The following is a 21,137-nucleotide window of genomic DNA, read 5'->3' as shown; positions in this document are numbered from 1 at the left end:
GCTCAGGCCTCCTGTGGTTGTTGCAGCGGCGGCAAGGCAGGCAAAGCCCTGCCCCGGGCCCCCAGCAACTCACCGGGATAATTGAGACTGTCCGGTTGCAATTCTGCCCCGGCCCAGGTCATCAGCCAGTTGACGTTGGGATCGGCCAGCAAAGAAGCCTGTGCCTGTCCCAGCAATTCCTGGTGGAAACGCTGACGGATCTCCAGCGGCGTTTCCCGTCCCACTACCTGCCCCACGTCCACCTGCACCTCTGTGGCATGCCCCAGCGCCCGTCCGAGGGATTCCACCAGCTGGGTGATGGCAATGGGCGCCGCCAGATGTTTCTGGTCCGGCTTCAGCACCAATTGCAGTGGTTCTGACCAGTCAAGGCACACAGAGTTAACGGCCAATTGCCGCACCCGGCCGCCGATATCCAGGGCCGACATCAGCTTGTACCAACGCAAGTCGTCCTGATGCCCGGTAATGTCCCCCAAGTCAGCGGGCACACTGAGGTTAACGATGCCGCTGGCGGTTTCGGGAATCGCGGGAAGCCCCGGGCCATCCTGTGCCTTTTCCGCAGTCTGTTTGGCATCAGTCTGCTTGGTCTCAGCCTGTGTGGCCTCTGGCTGTTGCTCTGCTGGCAATGGCACTTCTGGCTGTGGCGCCGGCAGGTGCGGCTCAATTGCGGCCCCGGCTTTCACTTCAGCTTCGGCTTCGGCTGGCAATGAGGTCTCGGCAGCGGCGTCCACCACAGGCTTCGCAGCCTCTTCCCATGGCGGTCTGTCTTCATCTGCAGGGGCTGTTACTGCCGGTGTCGGTGCCATTGTTGGTGCTGGTGCCGCAAGTTGCGGCTCATCTTGCGCAATAACAGACTCGGCGCTGTTACTCTTTGCCTCAACGACCTCGCGCTGACGGCTTAGTGGCTGCCAGGACTTTTTTGGGTCACCTTCCTCGGCAACATCGCTGCCCAACTGTGACAGCAGATCGTCTCTGGCCGCCAGTACCGCATCGAGAATGTCATCACCCAATGCCAGTGGCACTGTCGCCTGAGGCGCGTCCAAGTCAGGAACTTGCTGCTGGGCCTGAGTCACCGGCATCGGCATCAGCTGTTCCTGAGGCGCTTCGTCAGGCACAAAACCAAACATGTCTTCACCGGCAAAGCCCTGACTTTCGGCCTGTGACAACAGCAGGTTTTGCTCCGCAACCAGCGCTGCATTCGCTTCATCCATGTCTTCCCATAGCCCGGAGTCAAGCTCAGGCATATCCGCCTGACTGGACTGTCCGGGTGCAGGGGCTGAATCATGGCTATCGGTAACATCGGCTTGGGGCGCTGGTGTTATTGCACCTTGGTCCGTTTGGGCCTCAACGCTTGCCGGCGTGGCAACCGGGGGCGTTGGGGTGGCCACAACCGGCGCTGCCGATACGACCTTGGGAGCCGCCGGTATATCCAGCGCCACGCCTTCTCCCTTTTGCCAACGCTTGGCCGGCATCTGTGGGATAAAGGCGACGGCACGCAGCAAGGTCATTTCCAGCCCAGTTCTGGGATCCGGAGCAAAGGGCAGCTCTTTGCGCCCCTCAAGCAAAATCTGGTAATAAAGCTGCACCTGCTCGGGGGCCAGCGCCTTGGCAAAGGCCAGCACCTGCTCACTGTGTTCAGACAGTTCAGCGGCGGCCGGAGCAAATTGGCTCAGGCTTATCTGGTGCAGCAGCTCAAGCAAGGAACGCAGCAGTTCATCGGCATCGGCACCAAAGGCCAATGCCGACGACGCCGCCTGCATCAGAGGTGCTATCTCGGCCTGGGCCAATGTCTGCAGCAAATTGATGACCTGACCTGTATCTACACTGCCGAGCATGGTCTGCACCTGCTCGCGCAGCACCTGTCCGGCACCGAAGGCTATGGCCTGATCGGTCAGGCTAAGGGCATCACGCATGCTGCCCTGGGCCGCCTTGGCCAGCAGCTCCAGCGCGGGCGCCTCGAACGGCAGACCTTCGGCCTTGAGGATCAGCGCCAACTGCTGACTTATCTGCTCTTTGGACAAGCTCTTGAGATTGAATTGCAGGCAGCGGGACAACACAGTCACCGGCAACTTTTGCGGATCGGTGGTTGCCAGCAGAAACTTAACGTGTTCGGGGGGTTCTTCCAGGGTTTTGAGCAGAGCATTGAAACTGCTCTTGGACAGCATGTGCACTTCGTCTATCAAGTAGACCTTGAAACGGCCGCGGCTGGGCCGGTACTGGACGTTATCCAATATCTCCCGGGTGTCGTCCACCTTGGTGCGGGACGCCGCATCCACCTCAATCAGATCGACAAAACGCCCCTGGGCAATCTCCACACAACTGGCACACACGCCACAGGGCGACGCAGTGATCCCCTGCTCACAGTTCAATCCCTTGGCAAACAGGCGGGCGAGACTGGTCTTGCCGACACCGCGGGTGCCGGTAAACAGGTAAGCATGGTGCAAACGGTTTTGACCCAGGGCATTGGTCAAGGCATGCAGAACGTGGGACTGACCCACAACCTGCTCGAATTTGGCAGGGCGCCATTTTCTGGCTAACACCTGGTAAGACATGAAACTCCCCACAGATAAACGCGTTCGGGAGCAAGCTCCTCATCATGGGGCAAACATACCACGCCCTTGGCACACATGCCACACGGCCATGATGGGGAGCCTGATTTCAGCGACGGGAACGGGGAATTAATCGCCTTCAAATTCACACAGTTTGAAGATTTCCAGTCCCTGATTGGCGAGGCGTTGCTCACCGCCCAGATCCGGCAGGGAAATCACAAAGGCGGCATGAGCCACTTCGCCGCCCAAACGGCGGATCAACTTGACCGTGGCTTCAATGGTACCGCCGGTCGCCAGCAGATCGTCAATCACCAGCACCTTGTCACCGGGCTTGATGGCATCAACGTGCATTTCCAGGGTGTCATGACCATATTCCAGCTCATAGCTTTCGGCTATGGTTTCACGGGGCAGTTTACCGGGCTTGCGCACAGGCACAAATCCCACACCCAGCTCCAGTGCCAGCGGCGCGCCAAACAGGAAGCCACGGGCCTCGGTACCAACAACCTTGGTAAAGCCCTGGTCACGATAACGCTCAAGGAAGAGTCCCATGGCCATTTTATAGGCCTGATGATCTTCGAGCAGACTGGTCACGTCACGGAACATGATCCCGGCCTTGGGGTAATCAGGAATGGTTTTAATGCTCTGCTTGATAAGCGCTAGGCTCTGTGTGTTCATAACGGGTTTCACATTTGATTTGCCAGCAAGCTGGCCTTAAACAACAAAAAAGTCCACGCACAGGTGGACCCAACAAAAATCCGGCTAAAGCTTAAGCCCCTTTGAAGCCGGATGCAACCGACGACGAAGGTGCCGGTATCTGACTCTGGGCTGCGGCTCACAGTTCCGGCTTTTTCTTCAATCGTGCCCCTCTTTTCCCTCATCGTTCCACTCTGGGATCCGGTGCACGCACCAGAGCAACACCAGCATGCCACCAAGAAGCACGACCTTCACCCACAACAGTGGCACCAGATAAATGCTGAGGACAAAGCTGGCGGTCGATAGCCACATAATCCGCCGTTTGATAACCGGTCTCACGGCACGACGCTCTTGCCAGTGGCGCAATGGCTCACCCAGATGGGGATGCTGTTGCAACCATAAATGCAGACGGTTACTTGAGCGGGCAAAGCAAAAGGCCGCCAGCAACAGGAAAGGCACTGTCGGCAGCAGCGGCAGGAAGATCCCCAGGATCCCCAACCCCAGGCTGAGCAAACCGACAAGTAACAGCAGACTACGGATCAACATAGGGAAACAAAACAGCCACTGAATTCAGTGGCTGTTTGCGGCTTAGATAAGGCCGGAGTGCTTGAGCCAGGACAGGCTGGCGGGCAGTGTAGGCAGCATCATGACCAGCAGGAAACCAAGAAAATACAGAACGTTAAATGGATCTTTAAATGGCTGGCTCATGACAGCTCCTCTTGTTTGAATGACGGGTGAGCGTGACAGGGCTCACAAAATGGCCGCCATTCTAGCGGTTGATCCCGAAAATAAAAACAGACTAAAAGTAGGGTTATTTCAATTTTTGTTGAATGATGCCCTTGTCAGCCAGCTGCTGCAGCAATTGCCACAAGCCTGCGGCCAGGGTTTCTTCATCCAAGGTGTGATACAGCTCGGACAGCGCCTGGTTCAGAGCGCCCAAATCCAATCCGGGCCGCTCGGCCAACAGCGCCAACGCCTGTGCTGTCAGAGGGTTGAGGCGCAGGAAACAGACCCTGTCGTCGGCATCGCGATATACGCAAAAGAACAGGGGTTCTGCTGCGGGTGCCGCGGGACGAAAATCGGCTCTGATCCGCTGCACCTCATAATGATACTGTACCACTTTTGCATGACTGGCGAGTAATAAAGGTGCGCTGCCAATGTCCCCGGTCAGCGGGCCCTCATGGTCAGGTGTTTGGGCTATGCTGACCACCAGCTCCAGCCATTCATAGTGGGCCAGCTCCAGCATAAAAGGCGGATCCAGCTCGGTCGGCTGATATTCCTGCTGCAGGAATGCCAAAAATTCGCCGGCGATGTCCACAAACAAAGGGGATTGGCAATCATGCTTACGGAAAAACAACCTCACCAGCTGCAGCCAATCGCCGGCAGTATACAAACTCTTGAGTACCGGGAAAGCACTGCTGACAAAGCCCTCAACGTTGTTGAAGAACAGCTCCCGGTAGACCGCCATCCTGGCCTCAGGCACGTCAGTTGGTACGGCCATGTCCGGCGCTTTGATGGCCTCAATAAATTGCTGTTGTATTGATATGAAACTCATGACGCATCCTTAAGCTGCAAAGCCTTCTGCTGGGCGCTGTGGATCTGCTGCAGCTCAGCCAGCAGCACTTCGGTGGCGGGAATATTGAAGTCTCGCTCCAGCAGGGTCGGATGCACCCCATGAATGCGATAGCAATCATCCAGGAGCTGCCAGACAGGATCCACTATTGCAGCGCCATGGGTATCGACTATCAAATCCTCGGCCTCCACATGGTGACCGGCTATGTGCAGATAACGAATTCGTTCGGTCGGCATCGCGGCCAGGAAAGCCCTTGGATCATAGCCATGGTTAACCGAGTTGACATAGATATTGTTCACATCCAGTAACAGGCCACAATCGGCCTCGTCCAATACCGATGTAACAAATTGCAGTTCACTCATTTCGGCGCCGGGAGCAGCATAGAAGGAAACGTTTTCCAGAATAAGTGGCCGCTCAAGTATGTCCTGTACCTGACGCACCCGCTTGGCAACGTGCGTCACAGCATCTGAGGTAAAGGGAATGGGCATCAGATCATACATATGCCCCTTTCCGGAGCAGTAGCTCAGGTGCTCCGAGTAAATCTCAATGCCGTGCCAATCGAGGAAGCTTTTAACCTGTTTGACAAAATCCACGTCCAGCTCATTGGGGCCGCCAATGGAAAGCGACAGTCCATGGCAGAAGAAGCGGTGTTTTTCGGTCAGCTGACGAAACTGGCGCCCTAACTTGCCCCCCAATGGCATCCAGTTTTCCGGCGCCACTTCAAAAAAATCTATCTCCTGCGGCACCGCAAGGCAGAATTCGTTAAGCATTTCCCGCCGCAGACCCAGGCCCGCCAGGGCACATTCGGACATTTGTTGCTCCTTTTTTACCGATAACAAGACGGCCAATAAAAAGGCCAGCCAGGCGGCTGGCCTCTGCCAAGCTTAACGTCCGGAGATCAGTGCTTGCCGCCGCAGTGACCTTCCTTGCTCTTGGCGCTGCCGCAATGACCTTCTTTGGCCTTGGCTTTGTTGGCTTCGGCACCGGCCTTACCTTCCATGCTGTGCTCCATACCTTCGGCACTGCGCTTCATATCTTCACCGCATTTGCCTTCTTTGGCTTTCATGTCGCCGCCGCACTTGCCTTCTTTGGCTTTCATGTCATCGCCACACTTGCCTTCTTTGGCCTTCATGTCGCCGCCGCACTTGCCTTCTTTGGCTTTCATGTCATCGCCGCACTTGCCTTCTTTGGCCTTCTTGCCTTCGCCACACTTGCCTTCTTTGGCCTTCATGTCGGCGCCGCATTTGGCTTCACCGCATTTGCCTTCTTTGGCCTTACCTTCGCCACCCTTGCCTTCATCACCAACCAGTTGGTAACCCGCCTGCATTTCCTCAAAGCCAAAGGGATTGGCGTTGGCTTGGGCAGCAAATGCCGCACCCACAACGACGGTACCCAGGGCTACTGCTACTGCGGTTTTCTTTACTGAACTCATAATTGTCTTCCTTCTTTTGTAGATGCTGTTATGGGTCACCAACAAAACGGCTACCTTGTTGGTCTGCAAACAAAGACCCCGGCAGCGATGATTTTATTGCGCAACATGGGATAATAATCACACTTTTCCCAATCACCCTCTGTTAGGCAAGATCACCTTAGTTGGCAAGTGCAGATTAATCAAGAGCTTAATGCGAAGTAGAAATCGTGCTTCAGTGGTATGGAAACTCGCGGTAAAATGCCCGCCCTTTTAGCAGCGAGTTCCAAGGACACTGCAGTGCGAATAATTCTGGCCCCGATGGAAGGGGTGGTTGACCATCTGATGCGGGAAATACTGTCCGCCATCAATCCCTATGATTTGCTGGTGACCGAATTCGTGCGCGTGGTGGATCAATTACTGCCGGAGAAAGTCTATTACCGCCTTTGTCCCGAACTGCTGCAGGGCGGTACTACCCGGGCCGGAACGCCGGTCAGGGTGCAGATCCTGGGGCAGGAACCGGGTTGGATGGCTGAAAATGCCGCCCGGGCCGTGGCCTTGGGTTCCAAAGGGGTGGATGCCAACTTTGGCTGCCCCGCCAAAATGGTCAACCGCAGTAAGGGCGGTGCCGTATTGCTGCAATATCCGGAGCTTATTCACGACATAGTCAAGGCCATGCGCGATGCCGTACCCGACACGCAGCCGGTGACGGCCAAGATCCGCCTGGGCTATGAAGACAAATCACTGTTTATGGAAAACGCCCTCGCCGTCTATGAGGCCGGCGCCACCGAGCTGGCTATCCACGCCCGCAGCAAGGTTGACGGTTATAAGCCACCGGCTTATTGGGAATACATCACCGAAGTGCGTGAACGCCTGCCGATCCCTGTCATAGCCAACGGAGAAATCTGGAGCCGTGAAGATGCCGAGCGCTGCATGCAGGTCACGGGCTGTGACAGCATCATGATTGGCCGGGGCGCAATATCCCTGCCCAACCTGGCAGCCACCATTAAGGACTGTGTTTCACCCTACAATTGGGAGCAAACCCTGGGGTTGATGCTCGACTACACGGCCCAGGAACTCAGTGGTCACAAGAGCGACTATTATCCGGCCCGTATCAAACAGTGGTTCAGTTATCTCAACCGCCAATATCCCGAGGCCGATGCCCTGTTCCGCGAGCTGCGGATCCATAAAACCACCGATGCCATAGTGGCAGAGTTGCAATCGGCACAGGCAAAACTGCATCAGGCCGGATAAAACCGTAAAATCACCTAGGTATTTGATCGGCATCATGGTCTGCCTGTGCAGCAAGACTAGACTGAAGATCCATCAATCAAGGTATAACAGGTGCCGCCGTGAGCATGCCAAACATCAGACACGCACTGTCACAGCTAGAAGCGTCACTCAGGGAAGAGCTTGGTAACCAGTCACTACCGCAGGTGGCCGCCATAGCGACCACGGCTCCACTGAGCGATATCATCAACACCCTGACAGATCTCCATCTGAGCGAAACGCCATTGTTCGAGCGCCTGTTGCGCCTGGACGCCGCCTGGTGTCAGTTGGATTTGGGACTCTATGGCCTGTGTGCCGACTGTGAAGAGCCCATTGAAGCGGATCGTTTACTGGCTGATCCTTCGGAGCAGCGCTGCGCGACCTGCGCCGACCACTTCCACATGGGGCACAGACACGAGCTCAGGCTCAATCACTGATCCGGACACGCAAGGCCGGGTCTCAATACCCAAGTACAAGCATAAAAAAAGGAGCCGTGAGGCTCCTTTTTCATTCGCAGATCCGAATTAGCGAGTGCGTGGGCACAGCTCGTCGGCAGCGAAGAAGTAAGCGATTTCGCGCTCGGCAGAAGCCAGGGCGTCAGAACCGTGTACTGCGTTCTCATCGATGCTGTCAGCGTAGTCAGCGCGCAGAGTACCGCGGGCAGCTTGAGCTGGGTTGGTAGCACCCATGATTTCACGGTTGGCCAGAACGGCGTTTTCACCTTCCAGAACCTGAACCATGATAGGACCAGAAGTCATGAAAGAAACCAGAGCACCGAAGAAAGGACGCTCGCTGTGCTCAGCGTAGAAACCTTCAGCCTGCTCTTTGGTCAGATGAACCATTTTGGCTGCAACGATCTTCAGACCGGCAGATTCAAAACGATTGTAGATTGCACCGATGTGGTTTTTGGCAACAGCATCAGGCTTGATGATAGAAAAAGTGCGTTCGATCGCCATAACTAGCTTCCTTTGTGAGCAAGTTGGAAAAATTCGCGCGGATTATACGAGATTTAAAAGGTAAAGCCTATCTTTTATGAGCACAAAGACAGCGAACTCCCCAAGAGTTCACTGTCCTGTCATAAAGCTCAGCGATCGCGACGTTTCAGCCACCAAGCGGTCATCAGGGCCGGCAAAAGCACCACAGGCCATAGTTCGAGCAGATGGTGAAACAGACCTACCCCACCGTGGCCTTCATGGGCCAGCGCCAGGGAAGGCAACAAGCAAAGTATCAAGAGGTATTTCATGGCAACATCCTTTTTGTTCGAAGCCGGGCTGCACGCCCAAGTGTGCAGTCTAAGCCTAGCCCCAATACCGACACTTTGATTTGACAGCGATCAAAGGACTGGTGATTGTCAGCCCTGAGCCGGCTTGCCTTTGCTGGCCTGCTTTTCAATAAAGGCGATAATGGCCCCGGCCACATCCTTACCTGTGGCACCTTCAATGCCTTCCAGGCCCGGTGACGAATTGACCTCCATCACCACAGGGCCATGGTTGGAACGCAGCAAATCCACCCCGGCCACATTCAGCCCCATGGTCTTGGCTGCCCGCACCGCAATGGAGCGTTCTTCCGGTGTCAGCCTTATCAGGCTGGCGGTGCCGCCGCGGTGAAGGTTGGAGCGAAACTCCCCCGGCGCCGCCTGGCGCTTCATGGCCGCCACCACCTTGTCACCCAGCACAAAGCAGCGGATATCGGCACCATTGGCTTCGCCAATGTACTCCTGCACCATGATGTTGGCTTTAAGACCCATAAAGGCCTCGATGACGCTTTCAGCCGCCTTGCGGGTTTCCGCCAGTACCACGCCTATACCCTGTGTCCCCTCCAGCAGTTTGATCACCAAAGGCGCGCCCCCCACCATATCGATAAGATCGGGAATATCGCTGGGTTTGTTGGCAAAACCTGTGATCGGCAAGCCTATGCCGCGGCGGGACATCAGCTGCATGGAGCGCAACTTGTCACGGGAGCGGGAAATGGCCACCGACTCGTTGACCGCATACACCCCCATCATTTCAAACTGGCGCAATACGGCGGAGCCATAGAAGGTAATGGCCGCACCGATACGCGGGATCACCGCATCAAACTGGGGTAATTCCTCACCGCCGATATGGATGCTGGACTGACGCATATTGATGTTCATATAACATTCGAGCGGGTTAATCACCCTGACCTCGTGGCCCCGCTGCTCTGCGGCTTCCACCAAACGGCGGGTGGAATACAGTGTGGGGCCCTGCGACAGAATCGCAATCTTCATTCAAAACTCCGGCAATCAGGAAAACGAGCGCATCATACGCCGCCTGAAGCCAAAAGCAATCATGCTCACTGGCCCCTGACGGCGAAATGCACACAAGAGAGATTTCTGTGTCAGCAATTATGGCGATTCCCCGAAAAAACCGCGGAATTTAACTTGAGGGAAATAGGCTGGCGGGGTGCAGACTGCCGGCGCCCTGACAAATGGCTTGGGCAAAAAAAATCCCCGGCTAACCGGGGATTTTTAAATCGCAACAGCCTTAGCCTTCGCTGACCATATTGATGGTGTATTTGGGAATGTCGACCACCAGGTCCGCATCCACCACCCTGGCCTGACAGGAAAGACGGCTCTCGGGCTCCAGGCCCCAGGCCTTGTCCAACATGTCATCTTCCAGCTCGTCGGAAGGTTCCAGCTCGTTAAAGCCTTCACGCACTATGACGTGACAGGTGGTACAGGCACAGGACTTTTCACAGGCGTGCTCAATCTGGATCCCGCTGCGCAGTGCCACGTCCAGAATGCTCTCACCCACTTCGGCCTGAACCACGGCGCCATCGGGGCACAGTTCTTCATGGGGCAGAAATACGATTTGCGGCATGATTGTTACCTATATAGTGTCGACCGACTGCCCCTTGAGGGCGGTGCGGATTGAGTTGTCCATACGCTTGGCGGCAAACTCCTGGGTTTGCTCGTCCACTTGGGCGATAGCGGCGCTGATGGCGTCGGCATCGTCCCCTTTTGCTGTTTCGGCAAGCACACCCATGGCAGTGAGGATGGCGTCCAATTCGCTTTGTTCCAGCAGGTCTTTGTCCTTGGCCAGTGCCGAGTTCAACGATTCCAGCACCCGCGCGGCTTCCACCTGCTGCTCCGCCAGCATACGGCGGCTGATATCGTCCTTGGCATGCTTCATGGAATCCTTGAGCATGGTGGCAATTTCGGTATCCGACAGACCAAATGACGGCTTTACCTGGATTGAGGCCTTCACGCCGGAAGACTTTTCCATGGCGGTAACGCTGAGCAGGCCATCGGCATCCACCTGGAAGGTGACGCGGATGTGAGCCGCACCGGCCGCCAATGGCGGTATGCCCTTGAGAGTAAAGCGCGCCAGGGAGCGGCAATCGGCCACCAGCTCACGTTCGCCCTGCACCACGTGGAAGGCCATGGCGGTTTGACCATCCTTGAAGGTGGTAAATTCCTGGGCCCGTGCCACCGGGATGGTGGTATTGCGGGACACGATTTTCTCCACCAGACCGCCCATGGTTTCGATCCCCAGAGACAGGGGGATCACATCCAGCAGCAACAGGTCGGTATCAGGCTTGTTCCCCACCAGAATATCAGCCTGGATAGCGGCACCTATGGCCACCACCCGGTCGGGATCTATGCCGGTCAAAGGCGCCTGGCCAAAGAACTGCTCCACCTCGGAGCGCACCAAAGGTACCCGGGTAGAACCTCCCACCAACACGGTTTGCAATACATCGGCGGCCTCGATACCGGCATCGCGCAGGGTGCGGCGACAGGCCATGATGGTTTTCTTCACCAGGGCGCGGATAAGCTCGTTGAAGGTCTCAACCTGCACTGACGTGCTGTAGCTCAGGCCCTGGTGTTCAAGCTTGGCAACTACCTCAGCATCTGTGGTCAGGGCCTCTTTGACGCGGCGCGCCTCGATGAGCAGTTTACGGCCCAGTACGGCACCGTCATCCGTCAGCTGCCACTGGTTCGCCAGGTGTGCGGCCAGCAGATGATCGAAATCGTCACCGCCAAGGGCCGAATCGCCGCCGGTGGCGAGCACTTCAAACACCCCTTTATTCAGGCGCAATATGGAAATATCGAAGGTACCACCACCGAGATCGTATACGGCAATCACCCCTTCCTGACCCGAGTCCAGACCATAGGCGATGGCCGCAGCCGTGGGCTCATTGAGCAGGCGCAACACCTTCATGCCCAGCAACTGGGCGGCATCCTTGGTGCCCTGACGCTGAGCGTCATCAAAATAGGCAGGTACGGTAATGACCACGCCTTCCAGACTGCCACCCAGGGTCAGCTCAGCCCTTTGGATCAGCGGACGCAAAATCTCTGCCGACACCTGCACCGGATTGACCATGCCCTGGGGGGTATTGAACAGGGGCAATCCCTGTTCACTGGTGCCGAAGTCATAGGGAAACTTATGCTCACCGGCCAGCACATCCTTGAGACTGCGCCCCATAAAACGCTTGACCGACACTATGGTATTGGCCGGATCCTGGGCCGAGGCGGCCTCGGCCTGGTAACCCACTTCAACGCCTTCGTCGGTGTAGCGCACTATGGACGGCAATGAATGTCTGCCTTCGGCATCGGGCAGGGTCGCCGGCTCGCCACTGCGCACGGCGGCAACCAGGGAGTTGGTGGTACCCAGATCGATACCGACCGCGAGTCTGTGTTGATGTGGCGCGGCGCTTTGTCCGGGCTCAGCAATCTGCAAAAGGGCCATAGATTTCCAACTTGTTCTTGGACGTCAGGTTGAAGCGGGTCATTCGAACAGGGCGTCTTCGGCCCGTTCTAGCTCCGCTTGCAACTTGTTCATAAATTTGAGTTTACGCAGCTGATCCGCCGCCAGGTGCCAATCATCGGCCACACTGCTTGCCAGCAGGCGCTTGAGAGTCTCGGTCACCCCGGCTGAATAATCGCGGAAGGAGTCGCGCAGCGCATCTATCTCACGACCGGGATCGTCACTGTGGCTGATGTCTTCCAGCGCTTCGCGCCATTCCATCTGCTGCATCAAAAAGGCGGTGTCCCGCACCGTTTGGATTTCATGACGAATGTCAACGCCCTTGAGCACCAGCAGGTGTTCTGCACGGCGTACCGGGTCTTTGAGGGTCTGGAAGGCATCGTTGATCATCGCGGTGCGGCTGACGGCGAGCAGTTTTTCCTGCTCGCTGCCACCGGCAAACTTGTCCGGATGGACGGCACTGGCCAGCTCACGATAACGGCCGGCCAAGGCCTGGGTATCCAGTTCAAAGGCAGCGGGGAAATTAAACAGCTCGAAATAATTCATACGCCTTCTTCGGATCAGACGGTGAAGCTTTCACCGCAGCCGCATTCCCCTTTCGCATTGGGGTTGTTGAACTTGAAGCCCTCGTTGAGGCCTTCCTTGACGAAGTCCAGCTCAATGCCTTGCAAATAGATGAAACTCTTGGCATCTATGATGATGTTAACGCCATCGATCTCGTACAGCTCATCGTCAGGGTTCAGATCATCAACAAATTCCAACACATAGGCCATGCCGGAACAACCAGAGGTCTTGAGACCGAGGCGCAGCCCCAGTCCCTTGCCCCTGTTGGCCAGAAAGGCTTTTACCCTTTCATTGGCGGCCGGCGTCATAGTAATCGCCATGGGGACTCCGGATTAATTGCCGTGTTTGGACTTGTAGTCTTCCAGTGCCGCCTTGATGGCGTCCTCTGCCAGGATAGAGCAGTGGATTTTCACCGGAGGCAGAGCCAACTCTTCGGCAATATCGGTGTTCTTGATGGCCGCAGCCTCTTCTATGGTCTTGCCCTTGACCCACTCGGTCACCAGCGAACTGGAGGCAATGGCACTGCCACAGCCATAGGTCTTGAACTTGGCGTCTTCGATAATGCCGTTGGCATCAATCTTCAGCTGCAGCTTCATCACGTCGCCGCAGGCGGGCGCACCCACCATGCCTGTCACCACGTTCGGGTCGTTTTTGTCGAAAGAACCCACGTTACGGGGATTCTCATAATGATCTATTACTTTTTCACTGTAAGACATGATACTGCTCCAAATCTCTCTTGAACCACTTAATCAGTGGTGTGCCCATTGCACTTGACTGAGGTCGATACCGTCTTTGAACATTTCCCAAAGCGGTGACATTTCTCTCAGCTTACCGATAGAGTTGTGAATGATTTCAATTGCATAATCTATATCCTCCTCGGTGGTGAAGCGGCCGATAGAGAAACGGATCGAGCTGTGGGCCATCTCGTCATTCAGTCCCAGTGCGCGCAGCACATAGGAGGGTTCGAGACTGGCAGAGGTACAGGCGGAACCGGATGATACGGCCAAGTCTTTCAGGGCCATCATCAGGGATTCACCCTCAACAAAGTTGAAGCTGACGTTGAGGTTACCGCAGAAGCGCTGCTCCATATCACCGTTGATATAGGTCTCGTCTATGTCCTTGATGCCATTCCAGAGGCGATCGCGCAGTCGGGCGATACGGGCATTTTCTTCCGCCATTTCGGCCTTGGCAATGGCCGCGGCCTCACCCAGACCAACGATTTGGTGGGTCGCCAGGGTACCGCTGCGCATACCGCGCTCATGACCGCCGCCGTGCATCTGGGATTCCAGACGGATACGTGGCTTACGGCGCACATACAGGGCACCAATACCCTTGGGGCCGTACATCTTGTGACCGGAAATGGACATCAGGTCCACCTTGGTCTTCTGCACATCGATTGGCAGTTTGCCGGCACTTTGGGCGGCATCCACGTGGAAAATGATGCCCTTGCTGCGGCACAGCTCGCCGATGGCATCAATATCATGGATCACACCGATTTCGTTGTTGACGTGCATCAGCGACAGCAAAATGGTGTCGGGACGCATGGCCGCTTCCAGACGCTCCATGGGAATGATGCCGTTTGCGGCCGGCTCAAGGTAAGTCACCTCGAAACCTTCACGCTCCAGCTGACGGCAGGTATCCAGTACCGCTTTGTGTTCCGTCTTGCTGGTGATGATGTGCTTGCCTTTCTTGTTATAGAAATGAGCCACACCCTTGATGGCCAGGTTGTCTGACTCGGTGGCACCGGAGGTGAACACGATTTCGCGGTGATCGGCATTGATCAGTTCCGCCACCTGGGCACGGGCGATATCCACCGCCTCTTCGGCCTGCCAGCCATAGCGGTGTGAACGGGAGGCTGGGTTACCAAACACGCCGTCCATAGTCATAAACTGCATCATCTTTTCTGCGACCCGAGGATCAACAGGTGTTGTTGCGGCATAATCTAAATAGATAGGAAGCTTCATCACACACTCCGTACTTCGCAGTCTCAGCTGAGGCTACTTACAACGTACACGCTTTATTTTTAATACATTCAACACGGGTCAGGCTCAGGCCGATACCCTGTGCTCCATTTGGATCTTATCTTGTTTGACCGAAATAAACTGTACATCGCGCTTCTGCATCAATCCGGCCAGAGTGATGCCATTGAGAAATTCAGAAATCTGTTTGCTCAAATCATCCCACAGCGAATGGGTCAGGCAACGACTGCCGCCCTGGCAGTTGCCCTTGCCATGGCAGCGAGTGGCATCAACCGACTCGTCAACCGCAGCGACCACCATGCCAACGGAAATTTCCCAGGCCTCCAGGCCCAAACGGTAACCACCACCCGGACCACGGACACTGGCCACCAATCCCTGCTTGCGCAGTTTGGCAAAAAGTTGTTCGAGATAAGAGAGCGAAATCCCCTGACGCTCGGAGATATCGGCCAAGGGAACAGGACCGGATGCGGAATGGATTGCCACATCCAGCATGGCTGTTACTGCATAGCGGCCTTTAGACGTAAGTTTCATAACTACCACAGCTCCCAATAAAATATGGGAGTATTGCAACATACCCGAGTAATTCAGTCAAGTAAAAATCCGACTAATTCAGTCAGGTATTAAGCGAACCCACATCGACAATACCCCTGCGCCGGGCTGGGGTATTTAACCTTTTTTCGGCACATTATTCAACGTTAATGGCCAAATTAATCCGCATGGCGCCTCAGATTATGGGATCGAATTCGTCGATGGCATGCTGACGCTTTTCTGCCGCAGCCATCTCGGCGTCACTGAACTCGCCCACATCCAGCTCAGGCAGCTTTTCGGTACAGACACTGCCTCCCAATGACTGGACTGCCTGACACAGCTCCTGAACCTTGGAATCCATCAGATGCATATGGTCCAGCATCTGGCCTATCGCATTGGCCACAGGATCCGGATTGTCCGGTGCCACAGCATAGGCATCAAAGCCATATTTCTTGGCCATGGCATTGCGTCTTTCGCTGGTTTCCTTTGACTGGGGACTGGGAGTGGTCACTATGCGACCCGGGATCCCCACCACTGTGGTATCGGCTGGAACGTCCTTTACCACCACTGAATTGGAACCGACTCTGGCGCCCTGATGCATGGTAATGGGACCGAGGATCTTGGCGCCGGCCCCCACCACCACGTTATTTTCCAGGGTGGGATGGCGTTTGCCGGCATTCCAGCTGGTGCCGCCCAGGGTAACGCCATGATACAGGGTACAATCGTCGCCAATCTCGGCGGTCTCCCCTATCACTATGCCCATACCGTGATCGATAAAAAACCTCCGCCCAATGGTGGCACCCGGATGGATCTCGACACCGGTTAGCCAGCGGGAAAAAGTCGACAGGGTGCGCGCCACGAAACGCCAATCCCGCTTCCACAGCTTATGGCTGATACGATGCAACCAAATGGCATGCATACCGGGATAGTTCACCAGGATCTCAAACGCATTACGCGCCGCGGGATCCCTGTGATAAATAGAGGCAATATCTTCTTTCAGTCTGGAAATGACGCCCATATACCTTCCTACTTTTTGGGTTCAACCCAACGATCAATCGAAGTCAGAATACCCCGGAGAATATTCATTTCCTGACTTTCTATCCGCGCCCGGCTGAACAGACGTCTGAGTTTAACCATGACCTGGCCGGGGTGATTCTTGATAATAAACCCGGTGGACAACAAGGTTTTTTCAAGGTGCTCGAAAAAGCGCTCCTGATCTTCCACCAGCGGATATTCCACTATCTCCTGCGGCTCGGCTTCCTGAGCCAAATGCGCCACCCGGGTCTCGTAACAGATGATTTGTACCGCCTGCGCCAGATTAAGGGAGCTGTACTCGGGATTGGCGGGAATAAACACATGATAGTTGCACTGCTGCAGCTCTTCGTTGCTGAGGCCATGATTTTCACGGCCAAAGACTATGGCCACGGGCCCTGATTTCGCTTCGGCAACCAATTTTTCGCCGGCCTGGCGCGGATCGAGCATGGGCCAGTCCAGGGTGCGGCTGCGGGCGCTGGTGGCTATCACCAGGGAGCAATCCTTGATGGCTTCGGCCAGCGAGTCCACCTTGACCAGGTTCTTAAGTATGTCGCAAGCACCAGCAGCCAGCGCCACGGATTGACCATCGGGCTCCACCCTGGGCTCGGCCAGATACAGATTGCTCAGCCCCATGGTTTTCATGGCCCTGGCAGTGGAACCGATGTTGCCCGGATGGGAGGTGCCCACAAGAATGACGCGAATATTGCTCAGCATGAAACGACTTAATTTAATTCATAAAACACAGAGCGCGAGTTTAACATAGGGGGTGGCAAAACCTTATATGAAAATCTGTAATTGATATACCCCGTGGATCGGCTATAATACGCGCCGCTTATTTTTCGTTCTTTAACATCCAGGGGATTGCAATGCATCCGATGCTGACCATCGCCGTGCGCGCCGCTCGCGCCGCCGGCCAAACTATTATGCGTGCCTACACCGAACTCGACCGCGTTGAGGTGAGTGTGAAAGGGGTGAACGATTTCGTTACCAGTGTAGACAAGGAAGCAGAAGCAGCGATTATCTATCAGATCCGCAAATCTTACCCAGACCACACCATAGTTGGTGAGGAAAAGGGTGAAGACCGCGGTGAAAACAAAGACTATGTCTGGATTGTCGATCCTCTGGATGGCACCACCAACTTCGTGCGTGGTATCCCCCATTTCGCCGTCTCCATCGCTTTGCAGTACAAGGGTAAAACCGAAGTCGCCGTGGTTTATGATCCAGTTCGCGAAGAGCTGTTCAGCGCGGTCCGTGGCCGCGGTGCCAAGGTCAACGACTTCCGTATCCGCGTCGGCAATGGCAACGATCTGAACAATGCCATCATTGCCACCGGCTTCCCATTCAAATCCCGTCAACACACTGAATCCTACATGGCCATACTGAACGAAGTATTCAGCCAGTGTGCCGATCTGCGCCGCGCAGGCTCTGCCGCCCTGGATCTGGCTTATGTGGCTGCCGGTCGTATGGATGGTTACTTTGAGCTGGGCCTCAAGCCCTGGGATATTGCTGCGGGCGATCTTATCTGCCGCGAAGCCGGTGGCACTGTCACCGACTTTACCGGTGGCCATAACTACCTGCTGTCAGGCAACATAGTGGCCGGCTCCCCCAAGGCCACCACCCAGTTGGTCAAGATCATGCGCCCCCTGCTGAACGAAGCGCTGAAGCGCTGAAGCGCTGAAGCGCGAGCTGAGTCACAGAAACCGCCCACCAGGGCGGTTTTTTTTATCATTCGCCGCCGCCACTGTTACATGCCATTTAAATACACCTTATAATGGCGGCCAACTCAGTTCCTCTTCCAAGGTGCGCCATGATCAATATTGATGAACCCGTCGCCAAGCAATTCAAACCGGCCCTGTTCCGCCTCGGCTTCAGACCCTTCTTTCTGTTCGGCAGCCTGTTCAGCATGCTGGCCCTGCTCTTGTGGTTGCTGCAATTCAGCGGTTGGATGACCCTGTCTCCCCACGGCAATCTGCTGTGGTGGCACGGCCACGAAATGCTGTTCGGTTTTGTCTGCGCCATCATAGTCGGTTTTCTGCTGACGGCGGTGCAAAACTGGACCGGGGTTCCCGGCCTCAAGGGATGGCCCCTTATCGCGCTGTTTGTCCTCTGGCTTGCCCCGAGATTGCTGCTGCTTGATGGCAGTCTGCTACCGCCTCTTGCCGCCATGATACTGGACATGGGATTCCTGCTGACGGCCGCCGCCTTTATGGCAATGGCCGTGCTCAAGGTGAAACAATGGCGCAATCTGGTATTTGTGCCCATATTGCTGCTGCTGACCTTCTTCAACGGCATGAGTCACGTGGCCTTGATGGAGCAGAACCCGCAGCTGGCGCAATTGGCGCTCAAGGGCGCTGCCATGGTGGTGATTATGGTGGTGTCACTGCTGGGCGGACGGGTTATCCCCTTCTTCACCGAACGGGCAACCCAATGGCAAAGAACCCAGGCGGTACCGGCGTTGGATGTTGCTGCAGTGGTGCTGATGTTGACGCTTATCGTCAGCCTGTTTGTCGGAGTGGCTTTGTTGACTCAGGTAGTCGCCGTGCTGGCCGGCCTGGTCTTGCTGGTACGTTGGTCCCGTTGGGGCTGGCGACACAGCTTCAGCGTGCCTCTGCTCTGGTCCCTGCACCTGAGTTTTGTTGCCATTCCGCTGGGGTTGCTGCTGATGGCCGCCAAGCCTGAGGTGTCTGCCGGCTTGCATCTGGTCACAGTTGGCGGCATGGGCAGCATGATCCTGGCCATGATGGCTCGGGTGTCTCTGGGTCATACCGGCCGCACCCTGACGCCTCCGGTCCCCATGAGCGCCGCATTTGGCTTTATGATCGCCGCCAGTGTGATCCGTCCTTTGGCCAATCTTATTCCGGAAGCCTATCTGCCGCTGTTATTCTTGTCTGGCATGTTGTGGCTGGTGGCCTTTGGCCTGTTTATCTTCTATTACGGCCCCATGTTGATGGCCCCCAGGGTTGATGGTCGTCCGGGCTGACATTTTTGTTTTTCGTAAAGGGGCTTAGGCCCCTTTTCTTTTTCCCACCACAGAACATATTCCCTTCCCCCGTCAATTTGCCAACTCTGTCCCGTTTTACGGATGTTTTTCCGTATGCCACTCAATTGGTCATTGGTATTCTTAGCAAAAGCAATTATGCTAATTTTTAAGTGTTTTTTATCTAATCGCTGGAGACTTGTGCAATGGATGACAATCCAAAGGATTTCGAAGAGCGTCGTGGCTCGCTCAGGGTAGACTTGGAAGCCGAACGCATTCTGCTGCGCTGGACCGACAGGGCCGGGGTTGTGCACACAGACGATGGCATTTGTATTGATCTGGCCCGTCGTGGCGTGCTGTTTGAGTATCGCCGTCCTTTCGCCATGGGTGATCTGGTGGAAGTGGTCTTCAATCCGGGCAGCGACAAAGAAAACACAGTTCAGGGACAGGTATGCCGCTGCTCCGAGCGTAATTCGCAAAGTTTCCATGTTGCGCTGCAGCTAATCTGACGGAACCCAGAGGGATTTTCCCAATATTGTTCTATACTTACACAAAAATGACAGGCATTTGGAGATCCAGAAATGATTCTGCTTGTGGGCGGTGAAAAAGGTGGCAGCGGCAAGAGCTGTCTGGCACAAAATATCGCAGTGCATATCACACAAAAATTCAATGCTAACGTGCTCATGGTCGATTGCGACCCCCAGCGCACGACTTCCGACTGGATCCAGGCCCGTAACAACGCTGCCGATTTGCCACAAATCAACTGTATTCAGCTGTACGGCAAAATCCGTAATGATTTGCTCAGTCTGAATGAGCGTTTCGATTATGTGATAGTCGACTGTGGTGGTCAGGACAACCTGGCGATGCGTGCCGCCATGTCGGTGGCCACCTATGTGGTGGTACCGCTGCGTCCCAAACGTCGGGATCTCAAGACCCTGCCCCACATGGAAGACATGCTGGCCACCTGTAAGATGGTCAACCCCAAGATGGTGGCAACCGTGGTTTTGACTCAGTGTCCAGCCCTGCCAACCCAGGGAAAACGCATTCTGGAAGCCAAGGAAGTGGTACAGTCCTTCGGGCTGCGGGTACTGGACTCAGTCACCTTCAGCCGTAATATTTACGACGACAGCGAAGAGAGCGGTTCCTCCGTCCTCGAAATCGAACCCGATGGCAAGGCAGCGGAAGAAATTCGCGCCATCGCAGATGAACTGCTCGCCATACCACCAGAAAATCGCTATGAGCTTAACTGACCTTAAACGCAAGAAACCCAAAGTCGACCGCAGCAAGATTTCGGTGGAAGACTTTATCGCTGATGCCAACAATTATGCATCCGGTAAACCGACCCTGTTGGCGGGTCAGAAATCCAAGCCGCCAAAGCGCGGCCTGGATAAGATGACGACCAAGTCATATCGTCATGCCACCTTTACCCTAACCGAAGCCAGCATCGCCCAGCTGGATGAGATAGCCAAGGAGTCGGGCATAGCCAAATCCAAATTGCTCAGGATCCTTATCAAAGAGTTTTATGACAAGAGTTCGGGCGAGCAAGGCCATATATTGCAGCGCCGTAAAGACGATCATTTGTGATTGCCAAGACCAGGCTGTCAGCCGACAGCCTGCCTTTTCACCCGGTTCACAGCTCACACCCGCCAATCTTTTAGCACGTTAAAGTGCATGAAACCGCGAAAGTAAGCCGCTTGAGCCTTGTCGGGGCCTGGGCTAACATCCTTGCCATCAGACACAGTTGGATTAACCCAAGGGGACGTTGCCGGCGAAGCCTGGCTGTTGCAGCCAGCGTCAGCAGCAATCATCCCGCCTTCAGCCTTAAGTCTGCGTCTTAT

General features: G+C 55.5%; 25 protein-coding genes. 7 read left to right on the top strand and 18 right to left on the bottom strand.

What is annotated here, in order from left to right; all coding sequences use genetic code 11:
* Positions 1 to 2 precede the first annotated feature (2 nt).
* The 6 genes from dnaX to JYB84_RS06675 form a co-directional block, all read right to left on the bottom strand.
* A complete protein-coding gene (gene dnaX, locus JYB84_RS06700) occupies positions 3 to 2,549 on the bottom strand; it encodes a DNA polymerase III subunit gamma/tau (protein WP_207322648.1) in 2,547 nt (848 codons plus the stop codon).
* A 126-nt stretch (positions 2,550 to 2,675) separates the two neighbouring features.
* Positions 2,676 to 3,221: an adenine phosphoribosyltransferase gene (gene apt, locus JYB84_RS06695; protein WP_207322647.1), complete on the bottom strand. Its 546-nt coding sequence runs from the start codon at positions 3,219 to 3,221 to the stop codon at positions 2,676 to 2,678.
* Between the two features lie 177 nt (positions 3,222 to 3,398).
* Positions 3,399 to 3,785 (bottom strand): YbaN family protein, encoded by a 387-nt coding sequence (locus tag JYB84_RS06690; protein ID WP_207322646.1) that lies wholly within the window; start codon positions 3,783 to 3,785, stop codon positions 3,399 to 3,401.
* Between the two features lie 265 nt (positions 3,786 to 4,050).
* Entirely contained in the window at positions 4,051 to 4,794 is a 744-nt protein-coding gene (locus tag JYB84_RS06685; protein ID WP_207322645.1) for an HvfC family RiPP maturation protein, read from the bottom strand.
* Positions 4,791 to 5,624 carry an HvfB family MNIO-type RiPP peptide maturase gene (locus tag JYB84_RS06680; RefSeq protein ID WP_207322644.1) on the bottom strand — a complete coding sequence of 278 codons (834 nt, stop codon included), beginning with the start codon at positions 5,622 to 5,624 and terminating at the stop codon, positions 4,791 to 4,793. The genes JYB84_RS06685 and JYB84_RS06680 overlap by 4 nt, the downstream gene beginning before the upstream one ends.
* 86 nt (positions 5,625 to 5,710) lie before the next feature.
* On the bottom strand, positions 5,711 to 6,244 hold the full coding sequence (locus JYB84_RS06675) for an HvfA family oxazolone/thioamide-modified RiPP metallophore (RefSeq protein WP_207322643.1): 534 nt from the start codon (positions 6,242 to 6,244) through the stop codon (positions 5,711 to 5,713).
* A gap of 276 nt (positions 6,245 to 6,520) precedes the next feature.
* On the opposite strand from JYB84_RS06675, the gene JYB84_RS06670 reads away from it, so the two are divergent.
* Positions 6,521 to 7,474 (top strand): tRNA-dihydrouridine synthase, encoded by a 954-nt coding sequence (locus tag JYB84_RS06670; RefSeq protein ID WP_207322642.1) that lies wholly within the window; start codon positions 6,521 to 6,523, stop codon positions 7,472 to 7,474.
* A gap of 98 nt (positions 7,475 to 7,572) precedes the next feature.
* Entirely contained in the window at positions 7,573 to 7,926 is a 354-nt protein-coding gene (locus JYB84_RS06665; RefSeq protein ID WP_207322641.1) for a TraR/DksA family transcriptional regulator, read from the top strand.
* A gap of 87 nt (positions 7,927 to 8,013) precedes the next feature.
* On the opposite strand, the gene ndk is transcribed toward JYB84_RS06665, so the two are convergent.
* The 12 genes from ndk to trmJ all read right to left on the bottom strand — a co-directional run bounded on the left by ndk (position 8,014) and on the right by trmJ (position 17,036).
* Positions 8,014 to 8,445 carry a nucleoside-diphosphate kinase gene (gene ndk, locus JYB84_RS06660; RefSeq protein ID WP_207322640.1) on the bottom strand — a complete coding sequence of 144 codons (432 nt, stop codon included), beginning with the start codon at positions 8,443 to 8,445 and terminating at the stop codon, positions 8,014 to 8,016.
* Between the two features lie 128 nt (positions 8,446 to 8,573).
* A complete protein-coding gene (locus JYB84_RS06655; RefSeq protein WP_207322639.1) occupies positions 8,574 to 8,732 on the bottom strand; it encodes a hypothetical protein in 159 nt (52 codons plus the stop codon).
* A gap of 108 nt (positions 8,733 to 8,840) precedes the next feature.
* Positions 8,841 to 9,737, bottom strand: coding sequence for a 30S ribosomal protein S6--L-glutamate ligase (gene rimK / locus JYB84_RS06650; RefSeq protein WP_207322638.1), 897 nt, complete (start codon positions 9,735 to 9,737; stop codon positions 8,841 to 8,843).
* Positions 9,738 to 9,993: 256 nt separating this feature from the next.
* On the bottom strand, positions 9,994 to 10,329 hold the full coding sequence (gene fdx / locus JYB84_RS06645; RefSeq protein ID WP_207322637.1) for an ISC system 2Fe-2S type ferredoxin: 336 nt from the start codon (positions 10,327 to 10,329) through the stop codon (positions 9,994 to 9,996).
* A gap of 9 nt (positions 10,330 to 10,338) precedes the next feature.
* Entirely contained in the window at positions 10,339 to 12,198 is a 1,860-nt protein-coding gene (gene hscA, locus JYB84_RS06640; protein ID WP_207322636.1) for a Fe-S protein assembly chaperone HscA, read from the bottom strand.
* Between the two features lie 39 nt (positions 12,199 to 12,237).
* Positions 12,238 to 12,762 carry a co-chaperone HscB gene (gene hscB / locus JYB84_RS06635; RefSeq protein WP_207322635.1) on the bottom strand — a complete coding sequence of 175 codons (525 nt, stop codon included), beginning with the start codon at positions 12,760 to 12,762 and terminating at the stop codon, positions 12,238 to 12,240.
* Between the two features lie 14 nt (positions 12,763 to 12,776).
* Positions 12,777 to 13,100: an iron-sulfur cluster assembly protein IscA gene (iscA, locus tag JYB84_RS06630; protein WP_207322634.1), complete on the bottom strand. Its 324-nt coding sequence runs from the start codon at positions 13,098 to 13,100 to the stop codon at positions 12,777 to 12,779.
* A gap of 12 nt (positions 13,101 to 13,112) precedes the next feature.
* Entirely contained in the window at positions 13,113 to 13,496 is a 384-nt protein-coding gene (gene iscU / locus JYB84_RS06625; RefSeq protein ID WP_207322633.1) for a Fe-S cluster assembly scaffold IscU, read from the bottom strand.
* A 33-nt stretch (positions 13,497 to 13,529) separates the two neighbouring features.
* The gene (locus tag JYB84_RS06620) at positions 13,530 to 14,744 is read right to left on the bottom strand and encodes an IscS subfamily cysteine desulfurase (RefSeq protein ID WP_207322632.1); all 1,215 of its coding nucleotides are present in this window, start codon (positions 14,742 to 14,744) and stop codon (positions 13,530 to 13,532) included.
* Positions 14,745 to 14,828: 84 nt separating this feature from the next.
* Positions 14,829 to 15,290, bottom strand: coding sequence for a Fe-S cluster assembly transcriptional regulator IscR (gene iscR, locus JYB84_RS06615; protein WP_207322631.1), 462 nt, complete (start codon positions 15,288 to 15,290; stop codon positions 14,829 to 14,831).
* A 193-nt stretch (positions 15,291 to 15,483) separates the two neighbouring features.
* A complete protein-coding gene (gene cysE, locus JYB84_RS06610) occupies positions 15,484 to 16,305 on the bottom strand; it encodes a serine O-acetyltransferase (protein WP_207322630.1) in 822 nt (273 codons plus the stop codon).
* A gap of 8 nt (positions 16,306 to 16,313) precedes the next feature.
* The gene (gene trmJ, locus JYB84_RS06605) at positions 16,314 to 17,036 is read right to left on the bottom strand and encodes a tRNA (cytosine(32)/uridine(32)-2'-O)-methyltransferase TrmJ (RefSeq protein ID WP_207322629.1); all 723 of its coding nucleotides are present in this window, start codon (positions 17,034 to 17,036) and stop codon (positions 16,314 to 16,316) included.
* A gap of 152 nt (positions 17,037 to 17,188) precedes the next feature.
* Between trmJ and suhB the strand changes: the two genes are divergently transcribed.
* The 5 genes from suhB to JYB84_RS06580 all read left to right on the top strand — a co-directional run bounded on the left by suhB (position 17,189) and on the right by JYB84_RS06580 (position 20,883).
* Complete coding sequence (gene suhB / locus JYB84_RS06600; RefSeq protein ID WP_207322628.1) at positions 17,189 to 17,992, top strand: inositol-1-monophosphatase; 804 nt, start codon at positions 17,189 to 17,191, stop codon at positions 17,990 to 17,992.
* 137 nt (positions 17,993 to 18,129) lie between these two features.
* A complete protein-coding gene (locus JYB84_RS06595) occupies positions 18,130 to 19,302 on the top strand; it encodes an NnrS family protein (RefSeq protein WP_207322627.1) in 1,173 nt (390 codons plus the stop codon).
* A 203-nt stretch (positions 19,303 to 19,505) separates the two neighbouring features.
* Positions 19,506 to 19,808, top strand: a complete 303-nt coding sequence (locus JYB84_RS06590; RefSeq protein WP_207322626.1) for a PilZ domain-containing protein — start codon at positions 19,506 to 19,508, stop codon at positions 19,806 to 19,808.
* 72 nt (positions 19,809 to 19,880) lie between these two features.
* Positions 19,881 to 20,549 carry an AAA family ATPase gene (locus JYB84_RS06585; RefSeq protein WP_207322625.1) on the top strand — a complete coding sequence of 223 codons (669 nt, stop codon included), beginning with the start codon at positions 19,881 to 19,883 and terminating at the stop codon, positions 20,547 to 20,549.
* Positions 20,536 to 20,883 carry a ribbon-helix-helix domain-containing protein gene (locus tag JYB84_RS06580; protein WP_207322624.1) on the top strand — a complete coding sequence of 116 codons (348 nt, stop codon included), beginning with the start codon at positions 20,536 to 20,538 and terminating at the stop codon, positions 20,881 to 20,883. Before JYB84_RS06585 ends, JYB84_RS06580 begins: the two co-directional genes overlap by 14 nt.
* The last annotated feature ends 254 nt before the right edge of the window (positions 20,884 to 21,137 follow it).

The sequence above is a fragment of the Shewanella cyperi genome (genome assembly GCF_017354985.1).
Lineage (GTDB): Bacteria > Pseudomonadota > Gammaproteobacteria > Enterobacterales > Shewanellaceae > Shewanella > Shewanella cyperi.
Note: the sequence above shows the minus strand (reverse complement) of the source record. Positions and strands in the feature narration are given on the sequence as shown.

Excerpts from the sequence above, each read along its gene's own strand:
- hscA (WP_207322636.1), bottom strand. The coding sequence starts at position 12,198 with ATGGCCCTTTTGCAGATTGCTGAGCCCGGACAAAGCGCCGCGCCACAT.
- rimK (WP_207322638.1), bottom strand. The coding sequence starts at position 9,737 with ATGAAGATTGCGATTCTGTCGCAGGGCCCCACACTGTATTCCACCCGC.
- fdx (WP_207322637.1), bottom strand. The coding sequence starts at position 10,329 with ATGCCGCAAATCGTATTTCTGCCCCATGAAGAACTGTGCCCCGATGGC.
- JYB84_RS06620 (WP_207322632.1), bottom strand. The coding sequence starts at position 14,744 with ATGAAGCTTCCTATCTATTTAGATTATGCCGCAACAACACCTGTTGAT.
- suhB (WP_207322628.1), top strand. The coding sequence starts at position 17,189 with ATGCATCCGATGCTGACCATCGCCGTGCGCGCCGCTCGCGCCGCCGGC.
- JYB84_RS06580 (WP_207322624.1), top strand. The coding sequence starts at position 20,536 with ATGAGCTTAACTGACCTTAAACGCAAGAAACCCAAAGTCGACCGCAGC.
- iscR (WP_207322631.1), bottom strand. The coding sequence starts at position 15,290 with ATGAAACTTACGTCTAAAGGCCGCTATGCAGTAACAGCCATGCTGGAT.
- ndk (WP_207322640.1), bottom strand. The coding sequence starts at position 8,445 with ATGGCGATCGAACGCACTTTTTCTATCATCAAGCCTGATGCTGTTGCC.
- JYB84_RS06690 (WP_207322646.1), bottom strand. The coding sequence starts at position 3,785 with ATGTTGATCCGTAGTCTGCTGTTACTTGTCGGTTTGCTCAGCCTGGGG.
- JYB84_RS06685 (WP_207322645.1), bottom strand. The coding sequence starts at position 4,794 with ATGAGTTTCATATCAATACAACAGCAATTTATTGAGGCCATCAAAGCG.
- hscB (WP_207322635.1), bottom strand. The coding sequence starts at position 12,762 with ATGAATTATTTCGAGCTGTTTAATTTCCCCGCTGCCTTTGAACTGGAT.
- dnaX (WP_207322648.1), bottom strand. The coding sequence starts at position 2,549 with ATGTCTTACCAGGTGTTAGCCAGAAAATGGCGCCCTGCCAAATTCGAG.
- iscA (WP_207322634.1), bottom strand. The coding sequence starts at position 13,100 with ATGGCGATTACTATGACGCCGGCCGCCAATGAAAGGGTAAAAGCCTTT.
- JYB84_RS06655 (WP_207322639.1), bottom strand. The coding sequence starts at position 8,732 with ATGAAATACCTCTTGATACTTTGCTTGTTGCCTTCCCTGGCGCTGGCC.
- JYB84_RS06595 (WP_207322627.1), top strand. The coding sequence starts at position 18,130 with ATGATCAATATTGATGAACCCGTCGCCAAGCAATTCAAACCGGCCCTG.
- trmJ (WP_207322629.1), bottom strand. The coding sequence starts at position 17,036 with ATGCTGAGCAATATTCGCGTCATTCTTGTGGGCACCTCCCATCCGGGC.
- cysE (WP_207322630.1), bottom strand. The coding sequence starts at position 16,305 with ATGGGCGTCATTTCCAGACTGAAAGAAGATATTGCCTCTATTTATCAC.
- JYB84_RS06590 (WP_207322626.1), top strand. The coding sequence starts at position 19,506 with ATGGATGACAATCCAAAGGATTTCGAAGAGCGTCGTGGCTCGCTCAGG.
- JYB84_RS06585 (WP_207322625.1), top strand. The coding sequence starts at position 19,881 with ATGATTCTGCTTGTGGGCGGTGAAAAAGGTGGCAGCGGCAAGAGCTGT.
- iscU (WP_207322633.1), bottom strand. The coding sequence starts at position 13,496 with ATGTCTTACAGTGAAAAAGTAATAGATCATTATGAGAATCCCCGTAAC.
- apt (WP_207322647.1), bottom strand. The coding sequence starts at position 3,221 with ATGAACACACAGAGCCTAGCGCTTATCAAGCAGAGCATTAAAACCATT.
- JYB84_RS06675 (WP_207322643.1), bottom strand. The coding sequence starts at position 6,244 with ATGAGTTCAGTAAAGAAAACCGCAGTAGCAGTAGCCCTGGGTACCGTC.
- JYB84_RS06680 (WP_207322644.1), bottom strand. The coding sequence starts at position 5,624 with ATGTCCGAATGTGCCCTGGCGGGCCTGGGTCTGCGGCGGGAAATGCTT.